18 protein-coding genes are annotated in these 23,116 nt (G+C 43.0%); 6 read left to right on the top strand and 12 right to left on the bottom strand.

Annotated features, from left to right (window positions below; all coding sequences use genetic code 11):
* Positions 1-245: 245 nt before the first annotated feature.
* Positions 246-2,483: a carboxylesterase family protein gene (locus AB6E78_RS19100; RefSeq protein WP_372133504.1), complete on the top strand. Its 2,238-nt coding sequence runs from the start codon at positions 246-248 to the stop codon at positions 2,481-2,483.
* A gap of 75 nt (positions 2,484-2,558) precedes the next feature.
* The gene (locus AB6E78_RS19095) at positions 2,559-4,016 is read left to right on the top strand and encodes a phospholipase D family protein (RefSeq protein WP_372133506.1); all 1,458 of its coding nucleotides are present in this window, start codon (positions 2,559-2,561) and stop codon (positions 4,014-4,016) included.
* A 101-nt stretch (positions 4,017-4,117) separates the two neighbouring features.
* On the opposite strand, the gene AB6E78_RS19090 is transcribed toward AB6E78_RS19095, so the two are convergent.
* From AB6E78_RS19090 to AB6E78_RS19060, 7 genes are all read right to left on the bottom strand, one after another.
* Positions 4,118-4,882, bottom strand: coding sequence for an aspartate/glutamate racemase family protein (locus AB6E78_RS19090; protein WP_372133509.1), 765 nt, complete (start codon positions 4,880-4,882; stop codon positions 4,118-4,120).
* A gap of 228 nt (positions 4,883-5,110) precedes the next feature.
* Entirely contained in the window at positions 5,111-6,829 is a 1,719-nt protein-coding gene (locus AB6E78_RS19085) for an autotransporter assembly complex family protein (RefSeq protein ID WP_029235239.1), read from the bottom strand.
* Positions 6,830-7,043: 214 nt separating this feature from the next.
* Positions 7,044-8,333, bottom strand: coding sequence for a DEAD/DEAH box helicase (locus tag AB6E78_RS19080; RefSeq protein ID WP_372133512.1), 1,290 nt, complete (start codon positions 8,331-8,333; stop codon positions 7,044-7,046).
* A gap of 201 nt (positions 8,334-8,534) precedes the next feature.
* Positions 8,535-9,275, bottom strand: a complete 741-nt coding sequence (locus AB6E78_RS19075; protein ID WP_372133514.1) for a DUF1223 domain-containing protein — start codon at positions 9,273-9,275, stop codon at positions 8,535-8,537.
* Positions 9,276-9,450: 175 nt separating this feature from the next.
* The gene (locus AB6E78_RS19070) at positions 9,451-9,639 is read right to left on the bottom strand and encodes a hypothetical protein (RefSeq protein WP_017059812.1); all 189 of its coding nucleotides are present in this window, start codon (positions 9,637-9,639) and stop codon (positions 9,451-9,453) included.
* Between the two features lie 313 nt (positions 9,640-9,952).
* Entirely contained in the window at positions 9,953-10,954 is a 1,002-nt protein-coding gene (locus AB6E78_RS19065; protein WP_017059813.1) for a TerC/Alx family metal homeostasis membrane protein, read from the bottom strand.
* Between the two features lie 574 nt (positions 10,955-11,528).
* Entirely contained in the window at positions 11,529-13,268 is a 1,740-nt protein-coding gene (locus AB6E78_RS19060; RefSeq protein WP_372106888.1) for a bifunctional UDP-sugar hydrolase/5'-nucleotidase, read from the bottom strand.
* A gap of 238 nt (positions 13,269-13,506) precedes the next feature.
* Between AB6E78_RS19060 and AB6E78_RS19055 the strand changes: the two genes are divergently transcribed.
* Complete coding sequence (locus AB6E78_RS19055; protein ID WP_372125097.1) at positions 13,507-15,270, top strand: ATP-dependent endonuclease; 1,764 nt, start codon at positions 13,507-13,509, stop codon at positions 15,268-15,270.
* 171 nt (positions 15,271-15,441) lie between these two features.
* Here AB6E78_RS19055 and AB6E78_RS19050 read toward each other — a convergent pair whose 3' ends face one another.
* Together AB6E78_RS19050 and AB6E78_RS19045 are read right to left on the bottom strand one after the other, a co-directional pair.
* Entirely contained in the window at positions 15,442-15,936 is a 495-nt protein-coding gene (locus AB6E78_RS19050) for a DUF1097 domain-containing protein (RefSeq protein ID WP_017059817.1), read from the bottom strand.
* Between the two features lie 468 nt (positions 15,937-16,404).
* Positions 16,405-17,310 carry a LysR substrate-binding domain-containing protein gene (locus AB6E78_RS19045; protein WP_010429535.1) on the bottom strand — a complete coding sequence of 302 codons (906 nt, stop codon included), beginning with the start codon at positions 17,308-17,310 and terminating at the stop codon, positions 16,405-16,407.
* A 273-nt stretch (positions 17,311-17,583) separates the two neighbouring features.
* Here AB6E78_RS19045 and focA point away from each other — a divergent pair, with 273 nt between their 5' ends.
* Entirely contained in the window at positions 17,584-19,035 is a 1,452-nt protein-coding gene (gene focA / locus AB6E78_RS19040) for a formate transporter FocA (protein ID WP_050650436.1), read from the top strand.
* A gap of 274 nt (positions 19,036-19,309) precedes the next feature.
* Here the strand turns inward: focA and AB6E78_RS19035 are convergent, their stop codons facing one another.
* The 3 genes from AB6E78_RS19035 to AB6E78_RS19025 form a co-directional block, all read right to left on the bottom strand.
* Positions 19,310-19,879 carry a YceI family protein gene (locus tag AB6E78_RS19035; RefSeq protein ID WP_372133517.1) on the bottom strand — a complete coding sequence of 190 codons (570 nt, stop codon included), beginning with the start codon at positions 19,877-19,879 and terminating at the stop codon, positions 19,310-19,312.
* Positions 19,876-20,415, bottom strand: a complete 540-nt coding sequence (locus AB6E78_RS19030; RefSeq protein ID WP_017067366.1) for a cytochrome b — start codon at positions 20,413-20,415, stop codon at positions 19,876-19,878. The genes AB6E78_RS19035 and AB6E78_RS19030 overlap by 4 nt, the downstream gene beginning before the upstream one ends.
* A 153-nt stretch (positions 20,416-20,568) precedes the next feature.
* Positions 20,569-20,814, bottom strand: coding sequence for a DUF2164 domain-containing protein (locus AB6E78_RS19025; protein ID WP_372133520.1), 246 nt, complete (start codon positions 20,812-20,814; stop codon positions 20,569-20,571).
* 252 nt (positions 20,815-21,066) lie between these two features.
* Between AB6E78_RS19025 and AB6E78_RS19020 the strand changes: the two genes are divergently transcribed.
* A complete protein-coding gene (locus tag AB6E78_RS19020; RefSeq protein WP_017069925.1) occupies positions 21,067-21,702 on the top strand; it encodes a hypothetical protein in 636 nt (211 codons plus the stop codon).
* Positions 21,703-22,278: 576 nt separating this feature from the next.
* Positions 22,279-23,016, top strand: a complete 738-nt coding sequence (locus AB6E78_RS19015) for an EAL domain-containing protein (RefSeq protein WP_372102610.1) — start codon at positions 22,279-22,281, stop codon at positions 23,014-23,016.
* Positions 23,017-23,116 lie beyond the last annotated feature (100 nt).

The raw sequence follows: 23,116 nt of genomic DNA, 5'->3' as shown, positions 1-23,116 counted from the left end.
TGATCTTCTAGACCTAATAAGCTCTTAGCTCATTGAACTCTGATATCGGTGTAAATCTCACGTTTACTTGCGCCGACATCATACCAACGACATTGCGCCCCCTTGTTTTCAACAGAGAGCAAGTGAAATAAACAACCACGTCAAACGCACCAATGATGGAGCGAATCACCTGATGGAAGGACAGGTTTGACGGTATCGATGCGCTGTTCGTTACTTTACCAAATTTTATTGTGGACACCTTTTTTATGACTATTGCATATCGTTCTCTCATCGCGCTCGCTATTGCGGCCGCTCTTGCTGGTTGTGACACAGACGTTGAACCAACGGTTCCAATGCCAGACAAACCTGAACCTCTCGTACCTGCCCCTGCGGAAACCTTTACTATTCAAATCGGCGACGCAAGTATCAAAGCGACCAAAGAAGAGCTGGTTATTACGTCGAATACCGAAGACGACAAACTGGCTTCAGTTGAGTCTTTTAAAGGCATTAAATTTGCCGATGCAGAGCGTTTTGAGCACAGTGAAATGGTTGATCTTGGGAGTGACATTGATGCGACTACGTTTGGTGATGCATGTCCTCAATTGAAGACCGTTTCACAGACACAATCTGAAGACTGTTTGAACCTTAACATTTGGCGCCCAGTAGGCGTAGATGCTGACGCAGAACTACCGGTTTATGTATTCATTCACGGTGGTGATTTCGAATACGGTTCTGGTGCAGAGCCGCTCATCCAAGGTGATACGGTTGTAGCGCAAGGTGCCGACGAAGGTAACCCGTTTATTTACGTGACATTTAACTATCGTTTAGGCTTACTGGGTTCAATGTGGGTTGAAGACGAAACTGGTGGCAACTTTGGCATTGGTGACCAAAAGCGTGCTATGCAGTGGGTTAACGAGAATATCGCTCAGTTTGGTGGTAACGCTGAAAACGTCACGTTGATGGGCCAAGGTTCGGGAGCAATGTCGGTTGGCATACTTCAACAAACCGATGGTAAAGAGCCAATCGCCGGTGACAATGGTTACTTCAAACGTTCAATAATGCAAAGTAATGCGTATGGTTTTGAATATCAAAGTTATGATTCAGCAGAAACAAATAGTACTTCTATTTGTGAAGCGACTGGTGTTTCACAAATAGAAAGCGACAGCAATACACTCAAATCAGCACTCAAAATCTTGATGGAATTTTCTGACGACTTCAAAGAAGTATTAGAGCCGATTGTCGATGGGATGCCTAATCAGGTGGATACTACCGTTTGTGTAGACAACTACATAGAACTACAAAAGCAACTACCTCTCAGTTCGATTTTAGAAGCTCAAGATAAAGTATTACTCGATCCAATCAACAAAACACTAGATTGGGTTATCGAAAGTGTATTGACGTTACAAAACGACATTCCACTACTAAGCCATGACAATAATACGCCAATGACAAACTTGTTACCTTTCGCACCCTATGTCGAATATAAATCAATATTTTCTAAAGGTCATCATCTGGTCTCACAACCTGCGCTGGATAACCTTTCAGTACCAACCGTCATTGGTAACAATGAAAAAGATGCGGACACGATGGCTATGCTGCCTAGTCTTACATTCTTAATTCCGGCCATTTTGGAGCTATTAAAGGAAGATGTAGACAGCGGTACTTTTGAATCGCTAAGTGAAAACAATCGAGGTTTAGAAATCGCGGTATGGCTGCAACTTGATGGCAATAAGCAACGCATTATCGATATGGTGTCAGCAATGTCTGCTGAAGAAGTTCAAGCGCAGATTGAACTCGGTGATGTGCTGAATTTACTACCATCCACCGCATATGAAGCCGTGACCAAGCTATTTTTTGGCCTAGGTAACTCTGACATGAACAACGAATTACTGGAACTTGCAGACTACAAGCCTGAGTTGGAAAATGAACTGGGTGGTGCAACACAGAACATGACTGAGTTCAAAATGCTGATGAATGACATGCTATTCCAAGCGCCAGCACGTAACCAAGCGATTCGTTCAACTGAAAATGCAGACGTATACGCGCCAGTTTCAATGTACCATTTTGCGTTCAAGCCTAGCTTCAACGTTTGGACATACAACACTCAAGGTGAAGATGGTGATTTAGATATCGGTGACCTACTAAAAACGTTTGCTTGTATCTCCGGTGCTTGTGGTGGTTCAGAACTGCCGTTTGTTTTCAACAAACCGTATAAACTAGACGGTTCAGAAGTGAGCCTAAGTTCAAAAGACCAAGCTCTGATGAACGACATGTCTCGCCTATGGTTCAGCGACAATCTGTTTACAGACTACGAGTACAGCCAGCAACAAGATAACGTAATGTTCGTCGATGGTGATGGTCAAATCATCATTGAAGACAATTGGGATGCTCGATTCAACGAAGCTGAAGATGACAGTATGCTTAATGGCAGACTTCAAGGCTTAAATGATCTTGGACTAACCTTAAAGTACATGCCTGATTACGAAATTCCTAATCAAAGCTAACGCTTAATCATCAATCACACAATGGCCAGTTATCTGGCCATTGTCACCTCTACCCTATTTTTACGGAACATCACAATGTACTTCACACGTATTCACGCGCTGATGGTGCTATTTTTGTCGATCTTAGTTACTGGCTGCGCCCAACCTTACCCCGATGTTGAACCCGACTTCGAAGCTAACTGGCAAAGCACAGAACATCAAGCTCAAATCTATTTGATCCCTAGTGCACCTGAAGCCTTTGCGCGCCGCATTGATCTGGTTCGCCAAGCCCAACATTCCGTAGATATGACCTACTTCTCTTGGGAAAACGACACTCTGGGTTTGATGCTGTTAAACGAGCTAAAACACGCCGCTGATCGCGATGTGGCCGTGCGCCTCACACTGGATGACTTGTTGGTATTCAATGACAAATGGCTTGCGGAGTTGGACTCACACGCCAATATTGAGATTCGACTGTTCAACCCTTTTGAGTCACGTAAAGCTGGCTGGATTGGTCGTGCGCTCAACTTCTCTACTCATCAAAAACAGTTAGATAATCGACTGCATGAGAAATACTTTAACGTTGATCACCAATCGATGATCCTCGGTGGGCGCAACATCGGTGATGACTACTTTGGCTACAGCGAAAGTGCCAACTTCTTTGATATGGATGTGCTGTTTAAAGGCGACGTGATTGCTGCTTTCGACCGAAACTACCAAGCGTTGTGGAACAGTGAGCATGTAGTGCCAATTCAAGAACGCATTAAAATCAAAGAGAAAGAGCAATACCAAGCGTTCACCAAAGCGTTGAACAAAGGTGAAAAGAATCAAGCATTGATCACGTCTGAAGTCGAAAGGCAGATAAAGAGCTTAAACCAACCGAAGTTCATTTCAGCCTCTGTCACGCCGGTATTTGACTCACTGGAGAAACTCAATGACAACAAGCCCTACTTTCGCCAACGTATTGAACACTTGATGAAGCAAAAAGTACCGACACCTTCTAAGGTTATTATTTCTACGCCTTATATGGTGCCAAGCGATAACAAGTTTGTATTCGTCGATGCACTTAGAGAGAGCGAAGCCGAAGTCACCTTACTGACGAATTCATCGGCTTCTAATGATTCGGGCTTTGTGCCTGCGTATTACGAAAAACACCGTGAGACTCTACTCGACAAGGGCGTAAGTATCTATGAGTACAAAAGCCAAGCGATCAATGATGATCACTACTTTCATGTTGATACCTACTACCACAACAAGACAGTAATTTTAGATGAGCGTGTCACCTATATTGGCTCTTCTAACTTCGATCCAAGATCAGACTTTCTCAACGTTGAGTTTGGGGTGTTGGTTGACAGTGAAGAGTTTGCGAAGCAAGTGACACACTACTTAACACGTCAGAAAGAGGAGTTGTTCTGGGCTGTGTCGCGAGAACAATCAGGTGACACCATCTGGGCTTCAGAGGAACAAATCCATACTAAGAACCCGAACTACAGTTCATGGAACAAGGTACCTGATTGGTTATTTCGAAAAATGAATGGCGAGTTCGAGCTTTAAGTGTTCAGCTTCGAATCTTAATTTTTAATTTTCTCCAGTCCAAATGTAAAAAAGCCGCGTAATTCGCGGCTTTCTCATGTTTCAAATACACGTATCTGAGCTTATAGACGGTAGGTCATCGCTCTTTGGGCTACGTAGTTCACCATATCAAGCGTTGTGAAGATCGAATTAACATCATTAATGTTGTAATCCACATGTCCACGCTCCACATATTGCTCAGCGAGACGGTAAATATCAACGACACGCTCAGCTACCGCTTCCATAGGATCAATAAAAGTGACTGTTGGAAATGCCGTTTCAAGTTGCTTTCTAACCAAAGGAAGTTCCGTGCATCCCCAAATAACCGTATCAACGCCCTTCTCTACGATGGATTGAATCGCTACAGCAAGCAGTGCGGCATTACGCTCAAACTCGCCCGCTTTGATCCCGTTGGTTTCTCGGATTGCTTGTCCACACTCTGTCATCTCACCGGTTACTTCACCATAGATAACACTATGCACGTTATGCTCTTGCTCAAAGGAATCTGGCTTAACGAACACCAGATTCGCGTCCGTTAGGTAACGATCATAGATTCCCGAATTGTATGTGCCGTTGGTACATAAAATACCAACAACAGATTCAGAGTTCTGCTCTTTGATTTGATCAACGGTGGTTTGAAGCATGTCGACGATATAAACGTTGGTGTGCTTTTGAACCTCAGGTCTAAAGTAATGAGCGGTGTTACAGGTCATTACGCCAAACTGAACATTGGCATGTTCTAAAATGCACGCTGACTCAATCAGTTCAGGCACAGGATCGGTACCGCCTTCGTTAATCACTTCAGATCGATCGGGGATATCTGAGTTTTTCACCACTATCATGGCCATATGGTCTTAGTCTTTAAGTGCGCCGTGTTCAATTTCTTTCTTGGCGACGATATCTTGGAACAGAGCATCTGCTTCAGGGCCCATATTACCAAATACACCGAATCGTAGCTTTTTCATTGTTTTTACCTTTGTGTTTGCTAAAGCACAAAGGTTATTACGCTCTTTCGATTTACTTGAATCCTATTAGATGGTTCGCATCCTCGCGAGTGCATAAACAGCGTACAAAAATCAGAATTGAGTACCAAAGGAAAAATGAATACGAAATTCGTCGCCTTCAGGCGCATCTAAGCCGTAAGCAAAATCGAGCTTAACTGGCATTAACTGTGAGTTCCAAATCAAACTCACGCCCGTCCCACGCTTCCAATCCGCTTGTTGATCAAATGCATCACCCACATCAAGAAATGCGCCCAACCAAATTGAACGATAGACTTGATGCTGATATTCGAGCCCAGCAGTTAACATATAACGTGCCCCCGTTAGTTCACCATTCTCGTCTCTAGGGGAGATAGATTCGTAACCATAACCTCGCAGGTTTCCATCGCCACCAGCAAAATACCGCAGTGACGACGGCACATCAGATAATGATTTGGCAATGTTGATGCCTACGTTGGAGCGGAAATGGAGCTTCTGCCTGTCACTAATATCCCATGAAAGGACACTGTTTCCTTCCAACCGCAACAGCCTTGAGTCAGAGAACAGACTAGGGTCAGAATACTCGACAGAATAGATGTGTCGATGATTGAGCTCCAACTGATCATTTTTACGATCAACCTGAGAAAAACTGATGCCAGGTAACAGTAATTGCGATTGCTCTTCCTCAGACGCCTGACGGTACTGTTCGTGCAAGTATTTGACATAAATGGTGCTTTGCCAATCACTGTCTAATTGCCAGTAACGTTCGAACTTAAGATCGTTTGTAAAGCTATTGGTGTCTCGATGATCAATTCGTTTCGATTCAAACTGAATACCAAAGTAATCCGTTGTGACTTTCTCTGTGGGGATTTTGTACCCCAACTGAAGTGATTGCTCCTGTTCAGACAAATATGTCTGTGTTTCAAAGCTGTGGCCTCTCCGGTTATACCAAGGCTTTGACCAACTGAGAGAGGCGCGTAAACCGAGATCTGTAGAATAGCCGCCACCGACCTGCACGATATTTCGAGAACTTGGCTCGGCAATGATTTCAATTGGAACTTCTAGGTTGTCATCAAGTTTGTCAAAGTCACCATGTACGATGACACTTCGAAACCATTGAGTGTCTGACAAATCAGATTGCAGTTCACCTAACTTGATGGTGTCAAAGTCATCACCTTTTTTAAAGGTGGGTATTTTCTCGATACGAGTAGGGTCAACCCCATCATCAGGAATACTTATAGAACCGAACTTGTAGCGTGGACCACTTGCAAAATACAAGTGTATATTCGCGATGTTCTCGCTAGGAATAACTTCAATCTTTGACTCGATAAACCTGCCGTCAAAATAACCTTTCCGCTTTGCTAAAGAGAAAATCGCACGCTTAGTTTGGTCATATTCTTGGTGAGACAAAGTTAAACCTGAGCCTAACTTGCTTTGATTGAGTATATTGATGAACTCCGCATCTAGGCTAGCTTCACCTGTTATTTTTACTATCGATTCTGCGATGCGCATGACAGGACCAGAATCGATGTTAATGATCACGTTATCAGAATCATTGAGGTCGATATCGAGCTGTGGGTGATAATAACCATAAGGGTTGAGTGCATCTTGAATACGTTTAGATAGCTTCGTTTTCGATAGCTGTGATGCAGGAACATCGGCTAAAGGTTCTAAATATAATTCTACATTTTCGGTGAGAGTTTTATTAACCCCTTTAACCTCAAATTCAGCAGCACTAGAAGAGTGTTGGGTAAACAGGAAAAATGAAGTGGCCAGCACTAATTGTTTAATCGAGGTCTTCACGCGGTTACCCAATTGCTCAAAACCCGAACAGCTTATGAGCAAAGCGTTAAATCGCCGAATCTCTTATGGAGGACGCTATCCTTCGAACGGATTATCGGGTTGTTTAACACCGCAACAGTCGTTTATTAACGACTCAAATCCCAGCCCTACAGACACAAAAAAGGCGCAATTAAGCACCTTTTGAATGTCTATTACTTATTGATTTATATGGCTTGCTGACTCAAGATCAGTTGTTGTTCAGCCACACATCTTGGTTTTTTGGAACTTTCTTCTTCTTTTTCTTCTTGCCAGTACCGGCCGGTGGCGCAACAGGTTTTAGTGCTGCGATCAGTTCAGCTGTCGCTTCTTCATCCACTTCAAAGCCTTCAATTTGCTCACGCTCAAGACGGATTTTGTTCTTCTTCTCAATGATTGTGAAGTGATGGTAATCTTCATGGTCGATCAAAGATAACGCAAGACCAACCTCACCCGCACGACCACTTCGGCCAATACGGTGCATGTAGTCTGACGGGCTACGCGGTAAGTCAAAGTTGATTACCACTGGAAGCTTCTCAATATCCAGACCACGTGCCGCGATGTCTGTCGCGATCAGAACGTCAATCTCGCCAGATTTGAAATCTTCTAGGATACGAGTACGTGAACCTTGCCCTTTATCGCCGTGGAATACTTCTGCGATGATACCGCGCTTGTAAAGCTTGTCTGCTAGGTGCTCACAGCTGTTCTTCGCATTAACGAAGATCAGAGCTTGGCGCCATTCATGTTGTTGAATTAGGTGTGCGAGTAACGCTGTCTTGCGACCTTTTTCTACTTCGAATACACGTTGAACCAGTGTGCTCGCATTGGCACTTTGAAGTTGAACTTCAATTGGATCGCTTAGAAGTTCGTGAGTCAGCGTTTTAACTTGCTCTGGGAAAGTTGCAGAGAACAACAAGGTTTGTTTTTTGCTCGGCAAGAGCTTCAAGATTGCATCAAGTTCTTCGGTAAAACCTAGGCTTAGCATTCGGTCAGCTTCATCAAGCACTAACGTTTTCACTTTATCTAGTTTGATAGCGTTACTTGAAATAAGGTCAAGCAGACGACCCGGTGTTGCCACCAAAATATCAGTGCCGCCACGTAGCGCCTGCATCTGAGTGTTTACCGATACACCACCAAACACACAAACCGTTTTAATCGCGCCATTGAAATGCACAGCGTAAGATTTAACGCTGTCAGCCACTTGCTTAGCAAGTTCACGAGTAGGAACCAAGATAAGGCCAGAAACAAAGTTACCTTTGCCTGAACGACGGTCCAGAGGGGCATCTTCATGAATCTTTTGTAACAGTGGAAGTGCAAATGCTGCGGTTTTACCTGAACCGGTATTTGCGCCTGCAATTAAATCGCGTCCTGCTAACACACTTGGAATAACTTGCGCTTGGATAGGCGTTGGCTGTTGGTATTCAAGCTCAGATAAACGAGCCATCAAAGGAGAGATTAAGCCAAGATCAGAGAAGTTGGTTGGTGTAGTGGTGTTAGTCATTAATTGCAGGAACTCAAAGCTAAAATAATAGCGCGCTATATTAACGTATTTCAGCAGTATTACGTAACTAAATCGCCCTTTCGCTTCTATTTCACTGGTTAATATCCGTCAGACGCGAAGTTATCGATGTGAGAACCTCGATACTCGCCGTACCAACTTCGTCTAAGAGTATTCCAGCTACACAATTGTCGTGGGTTGCAGTTAGTTCAGCCAACCTGCTAACGTTTGTTCCGGTGCATACGAATTCGGCTCGGTTATCCAAACAGCGACTGCGTCTGGTGTAGCGACAAGTGGCTCAAAATTGATATTAAATTGCCATTCAGACTCACCACGCTGATAACCATCGTAAACCACAACAAAATCATGTTCGAGTTTCTTACCCCTGTTCTCGCCCGCCTTAACGCTGGTGACTTCGTTCATCGCCAGCAAAGCTATATGAGCAACATAATCCCCTTTGCCTTCGTAACTTACGCTGAACGTATCGCCTTTATAGTTGACCGTTAGCTTGGGGTTATTTTGTTGTTTGAGCGAAGGCAACGTTCTGTCTAACCAGTTAAAGTAACCGCGCCACTCTTTTCCATCGACAACAAAGCCGGGTGTGTAAACCCCACTTGTTACTCCATAAGCTTTGTACAAGCGTTGCTTCTGACTAAACGCCTTACTCGCGAACTTGTCGCCCCAACCTAAGTAATCCCAATAATCGACGTGATAGGCAAGCGGAATAACTTGTGTCCAAAGTTTTGGATGGTCTTCAAAAGTACTGAGGTACTGATCAGCAGGTGGACAACTTGAACAACCTTCAGAGGTGAAGAGCTCGATAACCTGTGCGGGCTGGCCTTCATTACTCCAGGTTTGTGCAAGCGACACTGAGGAATAGAAGCCGATCGGTAAGGCAAATAAACAAAGTTTAATCAATGATGAATTGCGTTTGGCGTGTGACATACCGAGATCCTTGTACAAAGCGAATTGAATGGCGCTCAAATACAGACCGTTATGCCTAGGTTTTTCTTTCAGGTGCTTAGTTTACGAAGAGATTGAGTTTATTTCAGATACAAAAACGCCAGCTTTAGAAGCTGGCGTTTTCTTAAAATTCTATATTTACATGTTAACGCTGAGATTAACGGTTAATACCGATATCGCGTTGCATGTGACCAGATAGGTCGCTTGCGTAGTAACTACGTGGAGAGTTGTCTACGAAAAGAATATCGAAAATGTGTGCAATCAATCCTTTGAAGTTAACCGAGTAGGTTTTCTTATCCATAGAGTTAGGAACAGCGATAGTATTCATTTGTACTGCTTGAGCCATGATTGCCTCTCTATAAATTTATTAATGTGTTTCGTTCTGATGACAAGAATAATAGGTGATCTTTTGCAGGTTAAAAAATGACTAAAATTAGATTTTGGGATTAGTTTTTCTAATAAAACAAACCATTAACAATGCCACAAAATAGATATGCAGATTATGTGAGTACAAATTCAATATAGTGTTTAAATCATGCATTTAGTACAAATAACCCGCAAACAACAGTGGCCAATGTCACAGAAAATTTACATAAATAAATTTTCCACTTCATCAGCCACGTGTTCATTATCGACTTTTCGATAAGTTATATTTGTTTTTAATTTACTTGTTCAATGCCTGGCTTCTTCGCATAAACCGACGCTATAACCGCAATCGTCATCGTAGAAACCAATACCGCCAATGACCAGTAAGTTGGGATAGCCCACTCGCTATCAACCAGAAGCATTTTCACACCAATGAACACCATGATGAATGAAAGCGCGGGTTTCAAATAGATGAACTTGTCCATCATACCTTGCAGTACAAAATACAACGAGCGAAGACCAAGTAACGCAAACACGTTAGCCGCAAGTACCAAGAACGGTTCTTGTGTTACCGCAAAGATCGCAGGGATAGAGTCTAATGCAAACATCACGTCCATGACTGCGATCGCACCGATGACCAACATCATTGGAGTGAATGCCCATTTAGCACCCTGTTTAACCATTAATGCAGGGCCATGGAAGTCCTCTGTTACCGGCATCACTTTACGAAGTAGCTTTTCAGGCAGAGTATTCACACTCTCCTCTTCGCCCTTGTCTAATGCCAGCTTAATACCTGTACCAATCAAGAACGCAGCGAACACGTAAAGCACCCAGTGATATTCCGCCAATAGCTGTGCGCCTAGTGCGATCATAATTGCACGAAGCACCAATGCACCAATTACGCCCCAAAGAAGCGCACGAGGTCTTAGATGCTCAGGAACTTGGTATTGAGCAAAGATCATCGCAAAAACAAACAAGTTGTCTACGCTAAGGGATTTTTCTAACAAGTAACCCGTAATGAATGACACGGTTGCTTTTTGCGCTGTGTAGTCACTGTTCGGCGCATAAATGTCCCAAAATAGGTAAATCGAGCCAGCAAACAAAAACGCAAGTACAAACCAGAAAACACTCCAGATTGCCGCTTTCTTGATAGTAACGTTACCGCCACGAGTCTGATAGATATCAATAGAGACGAGAATAACCGTTAGCAGGAAAAAGCCCGCATAAGTCGTCATGATTGGCGATGAAAAAAAGGATTCACTATTTGTAGATAATAGAGATTGAGTTGAGTTCATTATTCCTCCGGGCGGAAGAACTGTACAAAGACCTTCCGCAAACAAAGCATATCAAGCGCCATTACGGATCTTGACTGTGATTGCGTTGGTCTCGTTGAAGTGAAATATGGGATTTCACCTTTACATACCGGATAGACTCTTGGCCTAACGAGATGACGATATGTAAACTTGCGCTAACTACTCCCCAAACGCGTGGATAATAATCCTCTGGTTGTGTTTCGTCTATATAAATTTGCACGGAAAAAGCAAAAAAGGAGCAAACGCTCCTTTCTGATTGATGCCACTTTGTCAAATAGACACGCGAATTGATTCTAAGAATAAATTCGCAAGTCAAACACACTATTGCACTGCGTAATGAAGTTGCAAAAAGAGCAATTTACAGCCCTGCGGCAGGTATTAAATACACTAACGCTGACCAAACTGATACCCAACCGACAACCGCTACCGCATCTAACCAATCTTTCTTATCCATGCATATCTCCACAAGAAGGCGACCTGCAGAGATAAAGCATAAACAATGCCAATTTTATAAATAACCCAAAGTAATAGTGTTAAATATCAGTATCAGCTTTAGTTATCTAAAACACTCCATGCAATTCAACGGTTCATTGAGTTGAAGCGACTCTGGGTGGTCTTGCAGAAACTCGATGAAGCAGTCTGCCATAGAGTCAGTGGTGACCGTGCCATCACCGATCATATCCAACACAGCGTTATAGCCCTCTTTGCCTTTCATTGTATAGGCTGACGACGCGCCCCGGTAAATACGGTTGCGAGAAACAGCTTGCCAACCTGAATCATCAGAGTGAATTTCTAGATGGTGAATCCTGTGTCCTATAGGCGCTTCTTTGTGGTAACAAAACCTCAAATTATGTGTATAAGGAAAGCTACCTGAACCTGTGCCCACGACACCATTATCAATCGCGTTATTGATTGCACCTTCAAGCATGCCAGCGATCGTTTCACCTTTTACTTCATACACACCAATAGGTACGGCAAACGGTAGTAGTTTTCCGGCAATATCGGCAACAGAGACATCGCCGCTGTTCAGTGAATTTCTTACACCACCGGCGTTGTGAATGGCAAAGTCAACCTGATGCCCTTTCTTGTTCATTAGATGGTGAAATGATTGAGCAACCAAGGGGGCTAGTTGACTCGGGCCTTTAGCATCTGGAATACGTACATGGCGAAGTTTAGTGTCTGCATGAGCAATCACTTGTTGCTGAAGCCTTCGAACTCGCGGCTGGTATTTATCCGTCAGAATGCTCTGCAGCTCAGGATCTTTCTTACACACTGCAATATTAGGGTGATTGTTTAAAAACTCACACGCCATATCGTGGGCATCGTCTTGCCCTACTTCACTCAGTTTCGCGTCTATAAAGAGTCGACGGCCTAATAACAGTTCGTTTTTACCATTGAAGTGCGTCACTTTGCCTTGAGAATCGAACTCGATTTCGCAGTGTCCTAAGCTCATGGCGTGGAAACCCGCTTGCACAACATAGGTATCGCCAATTTTCACACCGTATTCATCATCTTTAACTAAGCCGATATCAGAGAAATCACCTTGTAAGCGATGACTATGACCACCAACGATGACACCAATACCTGTTACGTTGGCTGCTAACTCTAAATCAGCTTCGTAACCAAGATGGCTAAGTAACACAATCTTGTTGATACCTGCTTGATGGATTTGCTCAATGGTCGCTTTTGCTGTTTCCAAAGCATTTTCAAACGGTGTATCGATATCTGGGTTAGCGATGCCTGCCATCTTGTCGATGCTTAAGCCGAATATTGCGACCTTCTCGCCATCAAACTCTTTCGTTATAAAAGAAGCACTTCGTGTTTCAGGCCGATAAGGCTTAACAATGTCGTTGTCCGCTAGCGTATGAGTTTTATTGATATCCTCATTCGATAGATTCCAGTTACCGGCCAACAGCGGGAATTTGATTCTTTTCGCGAAAATCGCAACGGGCTCATTACCCATGTCTAACTCGTGATTACCGAGCGTCATGGCATCTATATTAAGGGCATTCAACAAATCGGCATTGGCTTTTCCCTTGAATAAGGAAAAGTACAACGTGCCTTGGAAGCAGTCACCAGCGTGCAAGAACAAGGTTCCAACCTTCTGACGCTGGGCATCTTGTTCTATTTGTTTGAAGCGTGTTGAAATTCGAGCAAAGCCACCAGCACTGACATAAGGTTCAATGATGTGGTTGTTCATTTTAAGTGATAGCTGTAATGAGGTTGGTTCAAAGTATGAGTGGGTGTCGTTGATGTGTGCCAACACTATTTTTGTCGGCTTATTCTTTTTAGTCATATTTTCTTCTCTCTTTGTCCCTTCATACTAGGTCGAGAATCATGACAGAATCGTGAATTTTATGAAACTGCACTGCAAAAAAATACTCGAGATAGATCAAAAATCTCATTTTGCACCGTATTAATAAACAACGGGTTTTGTGACAGGTGAGCATACCGGATTTGGATTTTTCGATTATGATTAAAGATATCTGTTAGCTTTCAAATAATTAGCAGAGCCTTCCGTTAGGAGTAAGCCTATGCAACTAGAAAGAATCGAGATTTCTGGCTTTCGAGGTATCAAGCGCATGTCACTCGCGTTTGACGAGCTAACCACGCTTATTGGTGAAAATACTTGGGGTAAGTCTTCATTATTGGATGCCCTTTCCGTCATTCTGCCCTCAGACGGTGTGCCATATCACTTTGAAATGACCGATTTTCATGTCGATTACTCTGTTTCACACCCGCAGTCTCAACATCTTCAAATTGTTCTCGCTTTAAAAGCTAACGATAAGAGCGAACTTAACGCAGGTCGTTATCGCAAACTCAAACCTATTTGGGTTCAAGATGAATTTGGCGTATTTCGCATCTACTATCGCATCAGCGCGACGTTAGAACAGTATGAGACAACAACACACTATGCATTTCTTGGTTTGGACGGTAATCCGCTCAAGCTTCATCATTCTGAAAAGCTTGCTCAAGAATTGATGACCTTACATCCCGTCATCCGTTTGCGTGATGCAAGGCACTTTGATCGTCCTTTTAACGGCAAGTCCCTTAACCACAATGCTCACCTGCCGACTAATGTTCACGCTAATAACGGTCACGCTAATAATACAAATTCAAACGGGAATCATCACGCTAGCAATGGAAATGGCACAAACGGAAACGGCGCCAATAACGGTAATGGTCGCCAAGCAAGAATAGAAAAACGAATCGACAACACATGCCGTCGTTTAATGGCGATTCCCGGTCACGTTAATAAAGGGGAAATGCGCAGTAGCCTAGAGTCGATGCAAAGTTTGATTGAGCACTATTTTTCTTTCAAAAGTACTTCTCGTCGTAACCCTAGAAAACAACGAGACGGATTGCTTTATTCCGCGGGCGCCAATGATCAGAGTATTCATCAACTCGTCGAAGAGACCAAAAATAAACAAACCCGCTTATTATTCATGGGATTACTTAACGCTTATCTACAAGCTAAAGGGCCAAACGACTTAAGACGATGTGCGCGCCCTCTTTTGATCCTTGAAGATCCAGAAGGTCGATTGCACCCAACACACTTGGCAAGGGCTTGGAGCTTAATGCAGAAATTGCCCATGCAGAAAATCCTCACCACCAACAGTGGCGACCTACTTGCAGCGGTTCCACTTCAATCGATTCGTCGCTTGGTTCGTCAGTCTGACAAAACCATCGCCAATCAACTCAACATGAACCACTTCAGTAAAGACGAACTTCGACGAATTGGTTTTCATATCCGTTTCCACCGCTCAGGGGCACTGTTTGCTCGCTGTTGGCTATTAGTAGAAGGTGAAACCGAGGTTTGGTTGTTCAATGAGCTTGCCAACCAATGTGGCTATAACCTAGCAGCCGAAGGTGTGCAGATTATTGAGTTCGCTCAGTCAGGACTTAAGGCACTGATTAAGGTCGCGCAAGAGTTTGGCATTGATTGGCATGTGGTAACTGACGGCGATGCGGCGGGTAAAAAATACGCAGCAACGGTGCTATCGAAGCTTGGTAATGATCAGGAAAGACATCGACTCACGGAACTGCCAGATAAAGATATCGAGCATTACCTATATATGAATGGGTTTGAGAGCTTTTTCCGTGACATGGTTAAGATTCCCTACGATCACCCTATCCCTCCAAAGAAAGTGGTTGCCAAGGTATTGAAGAAACATGCAAAACCCGACCTTGCACTCGCCATTGTTTCTCATTGCGAGAATCAAGGACAAGAATGCATTCCACTTTTGTTAAGGTGGACATTAAAACGCGTGATCACCATGGCGAATGGAAATACCTAAGCATAATTTGTCTTATAGATGCTATCAGTTGCTCTACTGATGAAATATTTAGCTAGTCGCCTCAACCAAAAAAGGCACACCAAACGGTGTGCCTGTATAAATCGATATACAAATTAATTGGGGGTTATCTTGCAAGAGTTCACAGTGACTAACTAAGGTTAGGTTAACGAATTAAGCCTTTGCCTGTTTAGCGTGTTGTTCAACAACTTCCGAAGATTGAGTCGATTTCTCGTGAAGCCATAGCCCCGTTGCTTTCATCAAGTACCCAAATACACCACCAAGCAGTAAAGATGGTACTACAAGTTGCCAATCGCCACCTGCAGCAAACGTCGCACAGCAACCAATGAAGGTTCCTGGGATATAACCTAGCCACGCTTGTTTCGCTTGAATACACATAAAGAAAGCCACAATAGCAGTAATCATGTAGCCTAAAATCTCTAACCCTGCGAAGGTTGAGCTTTCGATAATTACCATTGCCCAGAATACGCCAGTCATGTTGGTCAATAGGCTACCTGCAAGTCCTTTAACGCCGCCTGTTGGCGAAGCAAAGTAACTGGTGCAACCTAAGAAACCTGCCCATGACAATAAGCCGAAAGAGATAGCAATCCATCCCCATAGACCTGACAAAATACCTGTTGTTAATGAAATCGCGACTAATGTACTCATACTATTTCTAAAGCCTAATTACGTAATTGAACGCAACCGGATTTAGCCTCACTTAAAATCAAGTAAGCATACTATGGGAAGATAGCCCTTATTTAGCCGATCACGATCACATTAATAATGTACGTAGTTGTTCATTTATCACTAGATAGAGACCGAAATCGCTTATTCAACACATTTAGTTATAAGGGGCTGTTAACCTTTCGAGCTTTATTTTGCAGCTCTTGTGGGAAATTTATACAAGGCAGAGGCTTTGATGTGTAGTTAGCCTACATAAAAAGGCGATAACGCAGTAGAAATGAACCACAAGGGCTGCCCGAAGGGTTCGGTTAAAATCGCTTTATGCTTTGTTGAAGAATATTTGCTTAGAATGACTAGGCTACATACTCTTCGCCGCGCCTAAAACGATTTTACCTCGAACAAAACTTAACCACGAAAGGTCAACAGCCCCTAGCCTTTATCAAATCTACGTTACAGAACCGACCGTTTGCCTTTCATCATGCGCTTACCTTCACGCTTGATACATTCAGCAAGTGGGTTCTCTGCCATGTCAGCACGCCAAATAAAGGACAAGGTTCTTTCCATTTCAAGCTCAGGGACATTTAATGTGACCAGTTGACCAGACTCAACAAACTGTTCGACATCGAGATAAGGTAAACACGTTAAATATGGGCCGTTTGCAACCAAACTTCTTAAAACAGGAACGTGTTCATACTCTCGCCAAACATCAAGATCACCAATTAAATGGTGAATAGAGCTATCAAAAACTTTGCGAGTACCCGAACCATGTTCACGTAATACCCATTTTGCTTGTTCTAATTGCGCCAAGCTTACTCGTTCACGCTTCGCAAACGGGTGATGAGCCGATGCAACCACCGTTAAATGGTCCGTACACCACACTTCTTGGTGAACTCGGTTGTCATCACAACGACCTTCGATAACACCCAAGTCATATTGATAATCTAATACGCCATCAATAACCGCATCGGTACTTTGTACGCCGAGCGAGATTCGCATCTCAGGAAAGTCGTTATCAATAATACTGATGAGGTCAGGAACTAGGTGTTCCGCTGGTGTTTGGCTTGCACCGAGTTTGAGCTCTCCACTTAGTAAATGCTGCTCGTAAAAACCCATCTCAATTTGCTGCGCATCTTGCAGTAAACGCTTCGCTTTTGGTCTTAACCACATGCCCCAATGAGTCAGGGCCATTTGCTTGCCCTGCCTTTCAAACAAAGGCCTGCCGAGCATTTTTTCCAACTGTGCAAGAGACATACTTGTTGCTGACTGAGTCAACGCCAATTTGTCTGCTGCCTGACTAACGCTCCCGGAGTCTGCTACTGCATCAAATACCGCGAGTTGCTTTAATGAATAACGCAAAATTCATCCTTAATGCTTTTAATTATTTGTGTCCTGATGCTCGTTTTTTATAAAGCCAATGAGCAATCAATTTCATTCTACGCGTAACCAAATCTATATCAATAAATTTGATGTGGTTTCTAAAAATTATCAATTTTACCTCTACCCCTCAACGCCCTAATCTGGAATGGCAGGACACAACGAGCCCTGCAAAACATTACTGATTAACCATTACGGATTAACCAGGTCATTAACACTAGGAATTACACATGACGGATTGTTCAAGGGGGGGATATGGCAACCAGCACTTCTGAAAATCATCAACTGTTCTCACCAACAGAAATGATGGCGGAAGCAGAGAAGTTTGCATTAAGTAAAGCAAATAAAACCAGCAGCATGACATTGAGTTTGGCAATCATGGCTGGCGCATTCATCGGGCTTGCTTTTTTATTCTACATCACGGTAACCACGGGCAGCGCTGATGCTGGATGGGGACTGAGTCGCTTAGCCGGCGGTCTTGCCTTCAGTATGGGTTTGATCTTGATTGTGATTTGCGGTGGTGAGCTATTTACCAGCTCAGTGTTATCAAGCATCTCATGGGCTAACAAGCAAATCACCTTCACGAAGATGCTGTCTATCTGGGGCAAGGTGTATGTCGGCAACTTTATCGGTGCCATGTTCCTATTGGCTTTGGTAAGCGCAGCAGGCTTGTATCAACTGGATGGCGGGCAATGGGGCTTAAACGCTTTAAACATTGCTCAACACAAGCTACACCACACCCCAGTTCAAGCGTTTGCTTTGGGTGTGCTTTGTAACTTGTTGGTGTGTTTAGCGATTTGGTTAACGTTCAGCTCTGCTAACGCAATGACCAAAGCAATGATGACCGTGTTACCCGTTGCAATGTTCGTAAGCTCAGGCTTTGAACACTGTGTGGCGAATATGTTCATGGTTCCGCTAGGCATCACGATTCAAGCATTCGCACCAGAAAGCTTCTGGATGCAAATCGGCGCAACACCAGCCCAGTATGCAGACCTAAACGTCATGCAATTTGTCACCGCAAACTTAATACCAGTGACAATCGGCAACATCGTAGGTGGTTCAGTATTGGTCGGCTTAGCGAACTGGAGCATCTACCGTCGCCCACAACTTAAAGCAGCAAAAATTACCGCTATTACACAAACAACAGAAATTACGTCAGTTAAGGAAATTACTATGAACACAGCAACTACTATCAAGCAAATCATGAACACTCAACCAATTACACTGAGCGTAGAAATGCCAACATCAGTCGCGATTGATACACTTTTAGACGCGCAACTTGTTAGCGCTCCTGTTTGCGATGTTGAAGGTCGTCTAGTGGGTATCTTCTCTGTTCATGACGTAATGGTTGACCTTTGGTGCCAAGATTACATCCCAACTAAAGGCCAAAAAGTTGTAGACCTAATGAGCCGTGACGTTGTGGCAATCGACGCAAACGACAAGCTAGTGGACGTTGCTGAGTTCCTATGCATCGACAAAGAGCAACTGTACCCGACGACAAGCATGGGCTTCGCTACTCGCCTGACATCTCTTTCTCTAGAAGAGCGTGCAAAAGCGATGAAAGTAAGCCAACCACATATGCTTCCAGTGTTAGAAAATGGCGTAATGGTAGGTGTGTTGACTCGCATTGAAGTGATGCAAGCACTACGTCCAATCTACGGTGACCGACTAAACGTGGTTCCACAAGCTGAACTAGAAACGGCTTAACTAATCTTAAGTTGAACTATTAGGGATTAGTAGTTCAATTAGATAACTCAGTCATGGCAACGTTGACTGGCTAGAGGTAAACGGTGGCTTTTAACGTACTAAACGGTTTGACACAAAACAGACCTAAACGCGTTGCCATTTATCTCAATAAAAAAGGCGCAAAGTGAAAACTTTGCGCCTTTCTCTATTTCTAACTGCTGACCTATTTAGTATCGACCAAACTTTTGATATTTCTAAATAATGTTGATACCTGTCAGAGAGCTAGAAAGCTAGATTACTTTTTTACGCCTTCAACGTGTAGTTCCATGTCTACATAGCTTGAAGCGCCCATTACTGGAATGTTGAAGTCAGCAAGTTCTAGACGAGTTGTACCCACGAAACCAGCACGCTCACCGCCCCAAGGGTCTTGACCAGCACCGATGAATTCAGCTTCGATAACGATTGGCTTAGTTACGCCGTGAAGCTTAAGGTCACCCATTACTTCAAGTTTGCCGTTGCCTTTATCAACCACTTTTGTGCTGTTGAAAGTAGCGTCAGAGAATTTACCTGCATCAATGAAGTCAGAGCTACGGATGTGCTTGTCACGCTCTGCGTGGTTTGAATCAAGGCTTGTTGTATCAAGAGTTACGTTTACTTTTGATGCTTCAACGTTGCTTTCATCAAATGAGAAATCACCTGAGAATGTGTTAAAACGGCCTTGGATAAAGCTATAACCTAGGTGGCTAACTTTAAAGTTAACTGAAGCATGCGCACCTTTTGTATCAATCACGTAATCAGCGGCGTTCGCAGCGAAAGGCATTGCCATAGCAAATGCTAATCCTGTAGCGATAATTGACTTTTTCATTTTGAAGCTCCTATCATTTTTCGTAGCGTATCGTCTTTGTCGATAACGTGGTGTTTTATCGCCGCTAAGGCGTGCACTGATGCCATAATGATCAGTACCCATGCAGCATAGTAGTGAACCGTACCTGCGAGATCAGATTGGTTTGCAAACAGTTCGCCCATACTTGGTACAGTGAACCAATTGAATACCTCTATCCCGCGGCCATCTGATGTCGAAATCAAATAACCTGAAATAAACAAAACCGCTAAGTTGATGTACATGAAGCCGTGAGCGATCTTCGCTGCTGCAACTTCATAGCTTTTACCTTCCACTTTAGGTGACGCGGTAACTAGTTTCCAGACCAAGCGGATAACGGTAACGGCAGCCAAAAGAATGCCTACCGAGCGGTGATAATCTGGCGCTGTTTTGTACCACTCGCTGTAGTATGAAAGATCAACCATCCACAGGCCTACACCAAATAAGCCAAATACCGCGAGAGCTGAAATCCAATGCATCGCTCTTGCTAAAGGGTTGTAATTTCTAACGTTGTTGTCCATGCATCTCTTCCGAATGTTAACGAGTAGTGTAGTTTCGAAAAGCGTACCCTACACCAAGTTTGTGTAACATATTATTTACCAAGCTTTACATTGGTAACATCATTTCAAATTAAACGAGTTATTCAAATTATTTGAACAAGTTTGGGCTAAACGTTAGATTTCAACGATTTGTTCGATCTCGTAAAGCTCATCTGAGATATCTAACATTTTACGTTCCATGACTTTTTGAGCGTCTTCTATCCCTTTGTTGTAGTAAACCGCCCCAAACTTTTTACTTATGAAATCGACCAAGAATTCTGTGTCGAACTGACCAAGCTCCACTTCAAGTTCATCTTGCAGGTACTTTTGGAGCGTATTAGTAAGCTCAGACTTTTGTTTCGAATCTAATTGAATGGTCATGAATGTTTCCAAATAAAGAGTAAGTAGATCAATTGTGATTTGCTGACTAGACTATAGTCGAGGTAACTAGCTAGAATTCCTCATAATTTAGAATACAGACCTGTAGAGCGCCAGTGCTATCCATAAAATCACTCAGCAATGGTTAATTTTGATAGAGAGATCAAGAACTCGCACTTTGACGATAGGTAACGGAACCGCAATTACCGTACTATTGCCCATCAATAAGATAGTAGCTGTGTATAAGGGACTTCATTGTTATTAGATCTAGTGATTAAAAGCGTTAATCAATTTCAAGACGATTGCCTAAAGCTCTGTGAACGCCACTACCCTACGGTGCACAATCAAGGGATCAGTGAGCACCATATAGGAAAGGCATTTGCTCGCCGAATGGAGCACACCTTCGTTAGCTTTAATCATGCAAGCAACATCAGCCCACTTGAAATGCTTTCTTCTGGCGAAACGCCTCGACACTTCCGAATATCTTCCGAAATTGGTACCGTTTGGATGATCAGTCATCATATGGTGAGCGCCGGGAAAACCTGTCGTAGAAAGTTAATGTTGGACATCCATAATTGGCAACAAGAGTATGGATTTTCCATTCAACCCAATGACGTTTTGATCATTGTCTCCGACCATTGGATTAGCCGAAGTAAAAACAGTGGTGAATTATTGCATTGGTGGATGGGTGAACTCCCAGACGAGATCACGGAATATAGCCAACAAGGTATCACGCTAAGAGAGAGTGATTCTCAATTCGCTACTGACTTAAATAATAATTTTAAAATCAGCCCTTGCTTCATTAAATTTGGACACCCTTTAAAGCGGTCAGGAAATCAACAACTGGTTCGTAAATACCTGCAACTTTACGCAGTACTTCAATGGCAGTAAGAATACGGGTCAACTTTTTTAATCAGTCTTGAAAGTAAATAGTTAGACCTCCATCCCAATATTTTATAAAACCCAACTCAAGCCCTACCCAATAATCAATCAAAATTTATCTTCGATAAAATAATAACTTATCAGCTCATCGTTCATATTTTGAGAAGTAGATATCATTTATATGCAAACAGAGTTGTTTGTTAATAATGTAACTTTGACATTCCCCCATAACCTGAGGCTTTATCCTTACTTTCACCTGGTGTATTAGCGTTGAAAGCTTATATTGATTGGTGTTGATATGAGATAGATTACTCAGAGATTAAATTCACAATAGTCATTATTAATGGTGAATGATAAGTAATTTTAATGACTAATATCAATTATCATGCTGTTTTTTCGTTAATTATATTTATTTAAATATTGACTCTACAAATGAGTTTTTATTAATTGACAATTTACTTACACCTGTCAATATTGTGACAGCCGCGACATGTACGTCCGCCATTGAATAAGCCCTCTTTACTAGCGACTATGATTTTATCAGACAGAAGTGAATTTATTAGCTGTATATCCGTAGATGCTGATATGCAGTTTATTGCGAAATACCAAGACCTGACGCTTAGAAGCGTCTATCAACCTATATTCGACTCTTCTATGACTCAAATAGGTGTTGAGGCTTTGGTGCGCATTTCAAATAACAAAGGTGATATTGTTCGTCCTGATCACTTCTTCCATTCCGACGAAACCTCAAGCACAGACAAAATCAATGTAGAGAGGTTGAGTCGAGCGATTCATATCCGTAACTTCGCACAATCGACAATCCGTCATTTACATCTATTTTTGAACGTTCTTCCAAACGTTGGTGAGTTGTTTGCTGCAGAAAAGGTCAGCGATAGCTTGTTAGCTAAACGCCTTCACGAGCTTAACCTTTCATGCGAACAGATAGTGATGGAGTTGGTAGAGTTGAACGCAGAAAGTGAAGAGCGTTTGAAAGATGCCGCTCTTTCTCTTGCGGATAATGGCTTTCAAATAGCGGTCGATGATTTTGGAACACAAGCATCAACCGAACAACGCGTTCGTCACATTAACCCTCATATCATCAAGATAGACCGCTCGGTTATGTTGGACTTTGAACAAGGCGACACTCGAGAAATGGAGTTAGTACTTGATCTTGCAAACCAAATTGGCGCAAAGACAGTGATTGAAGGTATTGAAACCCAACAACAACTCGCAGCGATGCAAAATTTAGGCTTCGATATGTATCAAGGTTATCACTTAGCCATGCCAAAGCCGATTGAGTTAGACATACGGCTAGCAATTTAGAATCGCCCTATTGTTCTTAAAGCCGCTTGCCCATTGAGTAGCGGATTTTTTATGGTTCATCGCGGATTAGCGGGAACTAAAAACAAAAACGGTAGTAAGT

Source organism: Vibrio sp. 10N.247.310.98 (genome assembly GCF_041467395.1).
GTDB classification, from domain to species: domain Bacteria; phylum Pseudomonadota; class Gammaproteobacteria; order Enterobacterales; family Vibrionaceae; genus Vibrio; species Vibrio crassostreae_C.
This window is presented reverse-complemented; position numbering and strand designations above follow the sequence as displayed.

Bases quoted from the DNA above. Each gene is read 5' to 3' on its own strand.
- AB6E78_RS19100 (WP_372133504.1), top strand. From the start codon at position 246: ATGACTATTGCATATCGTTCTCTCATCGCGCTCGCTATTGCGGCCGCT.
- AB6E78_RS19035 (WP_372133517.1), bottom strand. From the start codon at position 19,879: ATGAAAAAGTCAATTATCGCTACAGGATTAGCATTTGCTATGGCAATG.
- AB6E78_RS19075 (WP_372133514.1), bottom strand. From the start codon at position 9,275: ATGTCACACGCCAAACGCAATTCATCATTGATTAAACTTTGTTTATTT.
- AB6E78_RS19025 (WP_372133520.1), bottom strand. From the start codon at position 20,814: ATGACCATTCAATTAGATTCGAAACAAAAGTCTGAGCTTACTAATACG.
- AB6E78_RS19080 (WP_372133512.1), bottom strand. From the start codon at position 8,333: ATGACTAACACCACTACACCAACCAACTTCTCTGATCTTGGCTTAATC.
- AB6E78_RS19050 (WP_017059817.1), bottom strand. From the start codon at position 15,936: ATGAGTACATTAGTCGCGATTTCATTAACAACAGGTATTTTGTCAGGT.
- AB6E78_RS19055 (WP_372125097.1), top strand. From the start codon at position 13,507: ATGCAACTAGAAAGAATCGAGATTTCTGGCTTTCGAGGTATCAAGCGC.
- focA (WP_050650436.1), top strand. From the start codon at position 17,584: ATGGCAACCAGCACTTCTGAAAATCATCAACTGTTCTCACCAACAGAA.
- AB6E78_RS19015 (WP_372102610.1), top strand. From the start codon at position 22,279: ATGCAGTTTATTGCGAAATACCAAGACCTGACGCTTAGAAGCGTCTAT.
- AB6E78_RS19030 (WP_017067366.1), bottom strand. From the start codon at position 20,415: ATGGACAACAACGTTAGAAATTACAACCCTTTAGCAAGAGCGATGCAT.
- AB6E78_RS19070 (WP_017059812.1), bottom strand. From the start codon at position 9,639: ATGGCTCAAGCAGTACAAATGAATACTATCGCTGTTCCTAACTCTATG.
- AB6E78_RS19090 (WP_372133509.1), bottom strand. From the start codon at position 4,882: ATGGCCATGATAGTGGTGAAAAACTCAGATATCCCCGATCGATCTGAA.
- AB6E78_RS19060 (WP_372106888.1), bottom strand. From the start codon at position 13,268: ATGACTAAAAAGAATAAGCCGACAAAAATAGTGTTGGCACACATCAAC.
- AB6E78_RS19095 (WP_372133506.1), top strand. From the start codon at position 2,559: ATGTACTTCACACGTATTCACGCGCTGATGGTGCTATTTTTGTCGATC.
- AB6E78_RS19065 (WP_017059813.1), bottom strand. From the start codon at position 10,954: ATGAACTCAACTCAATCTCTATTATCTACAAATAGTGAATCCTTTTTT.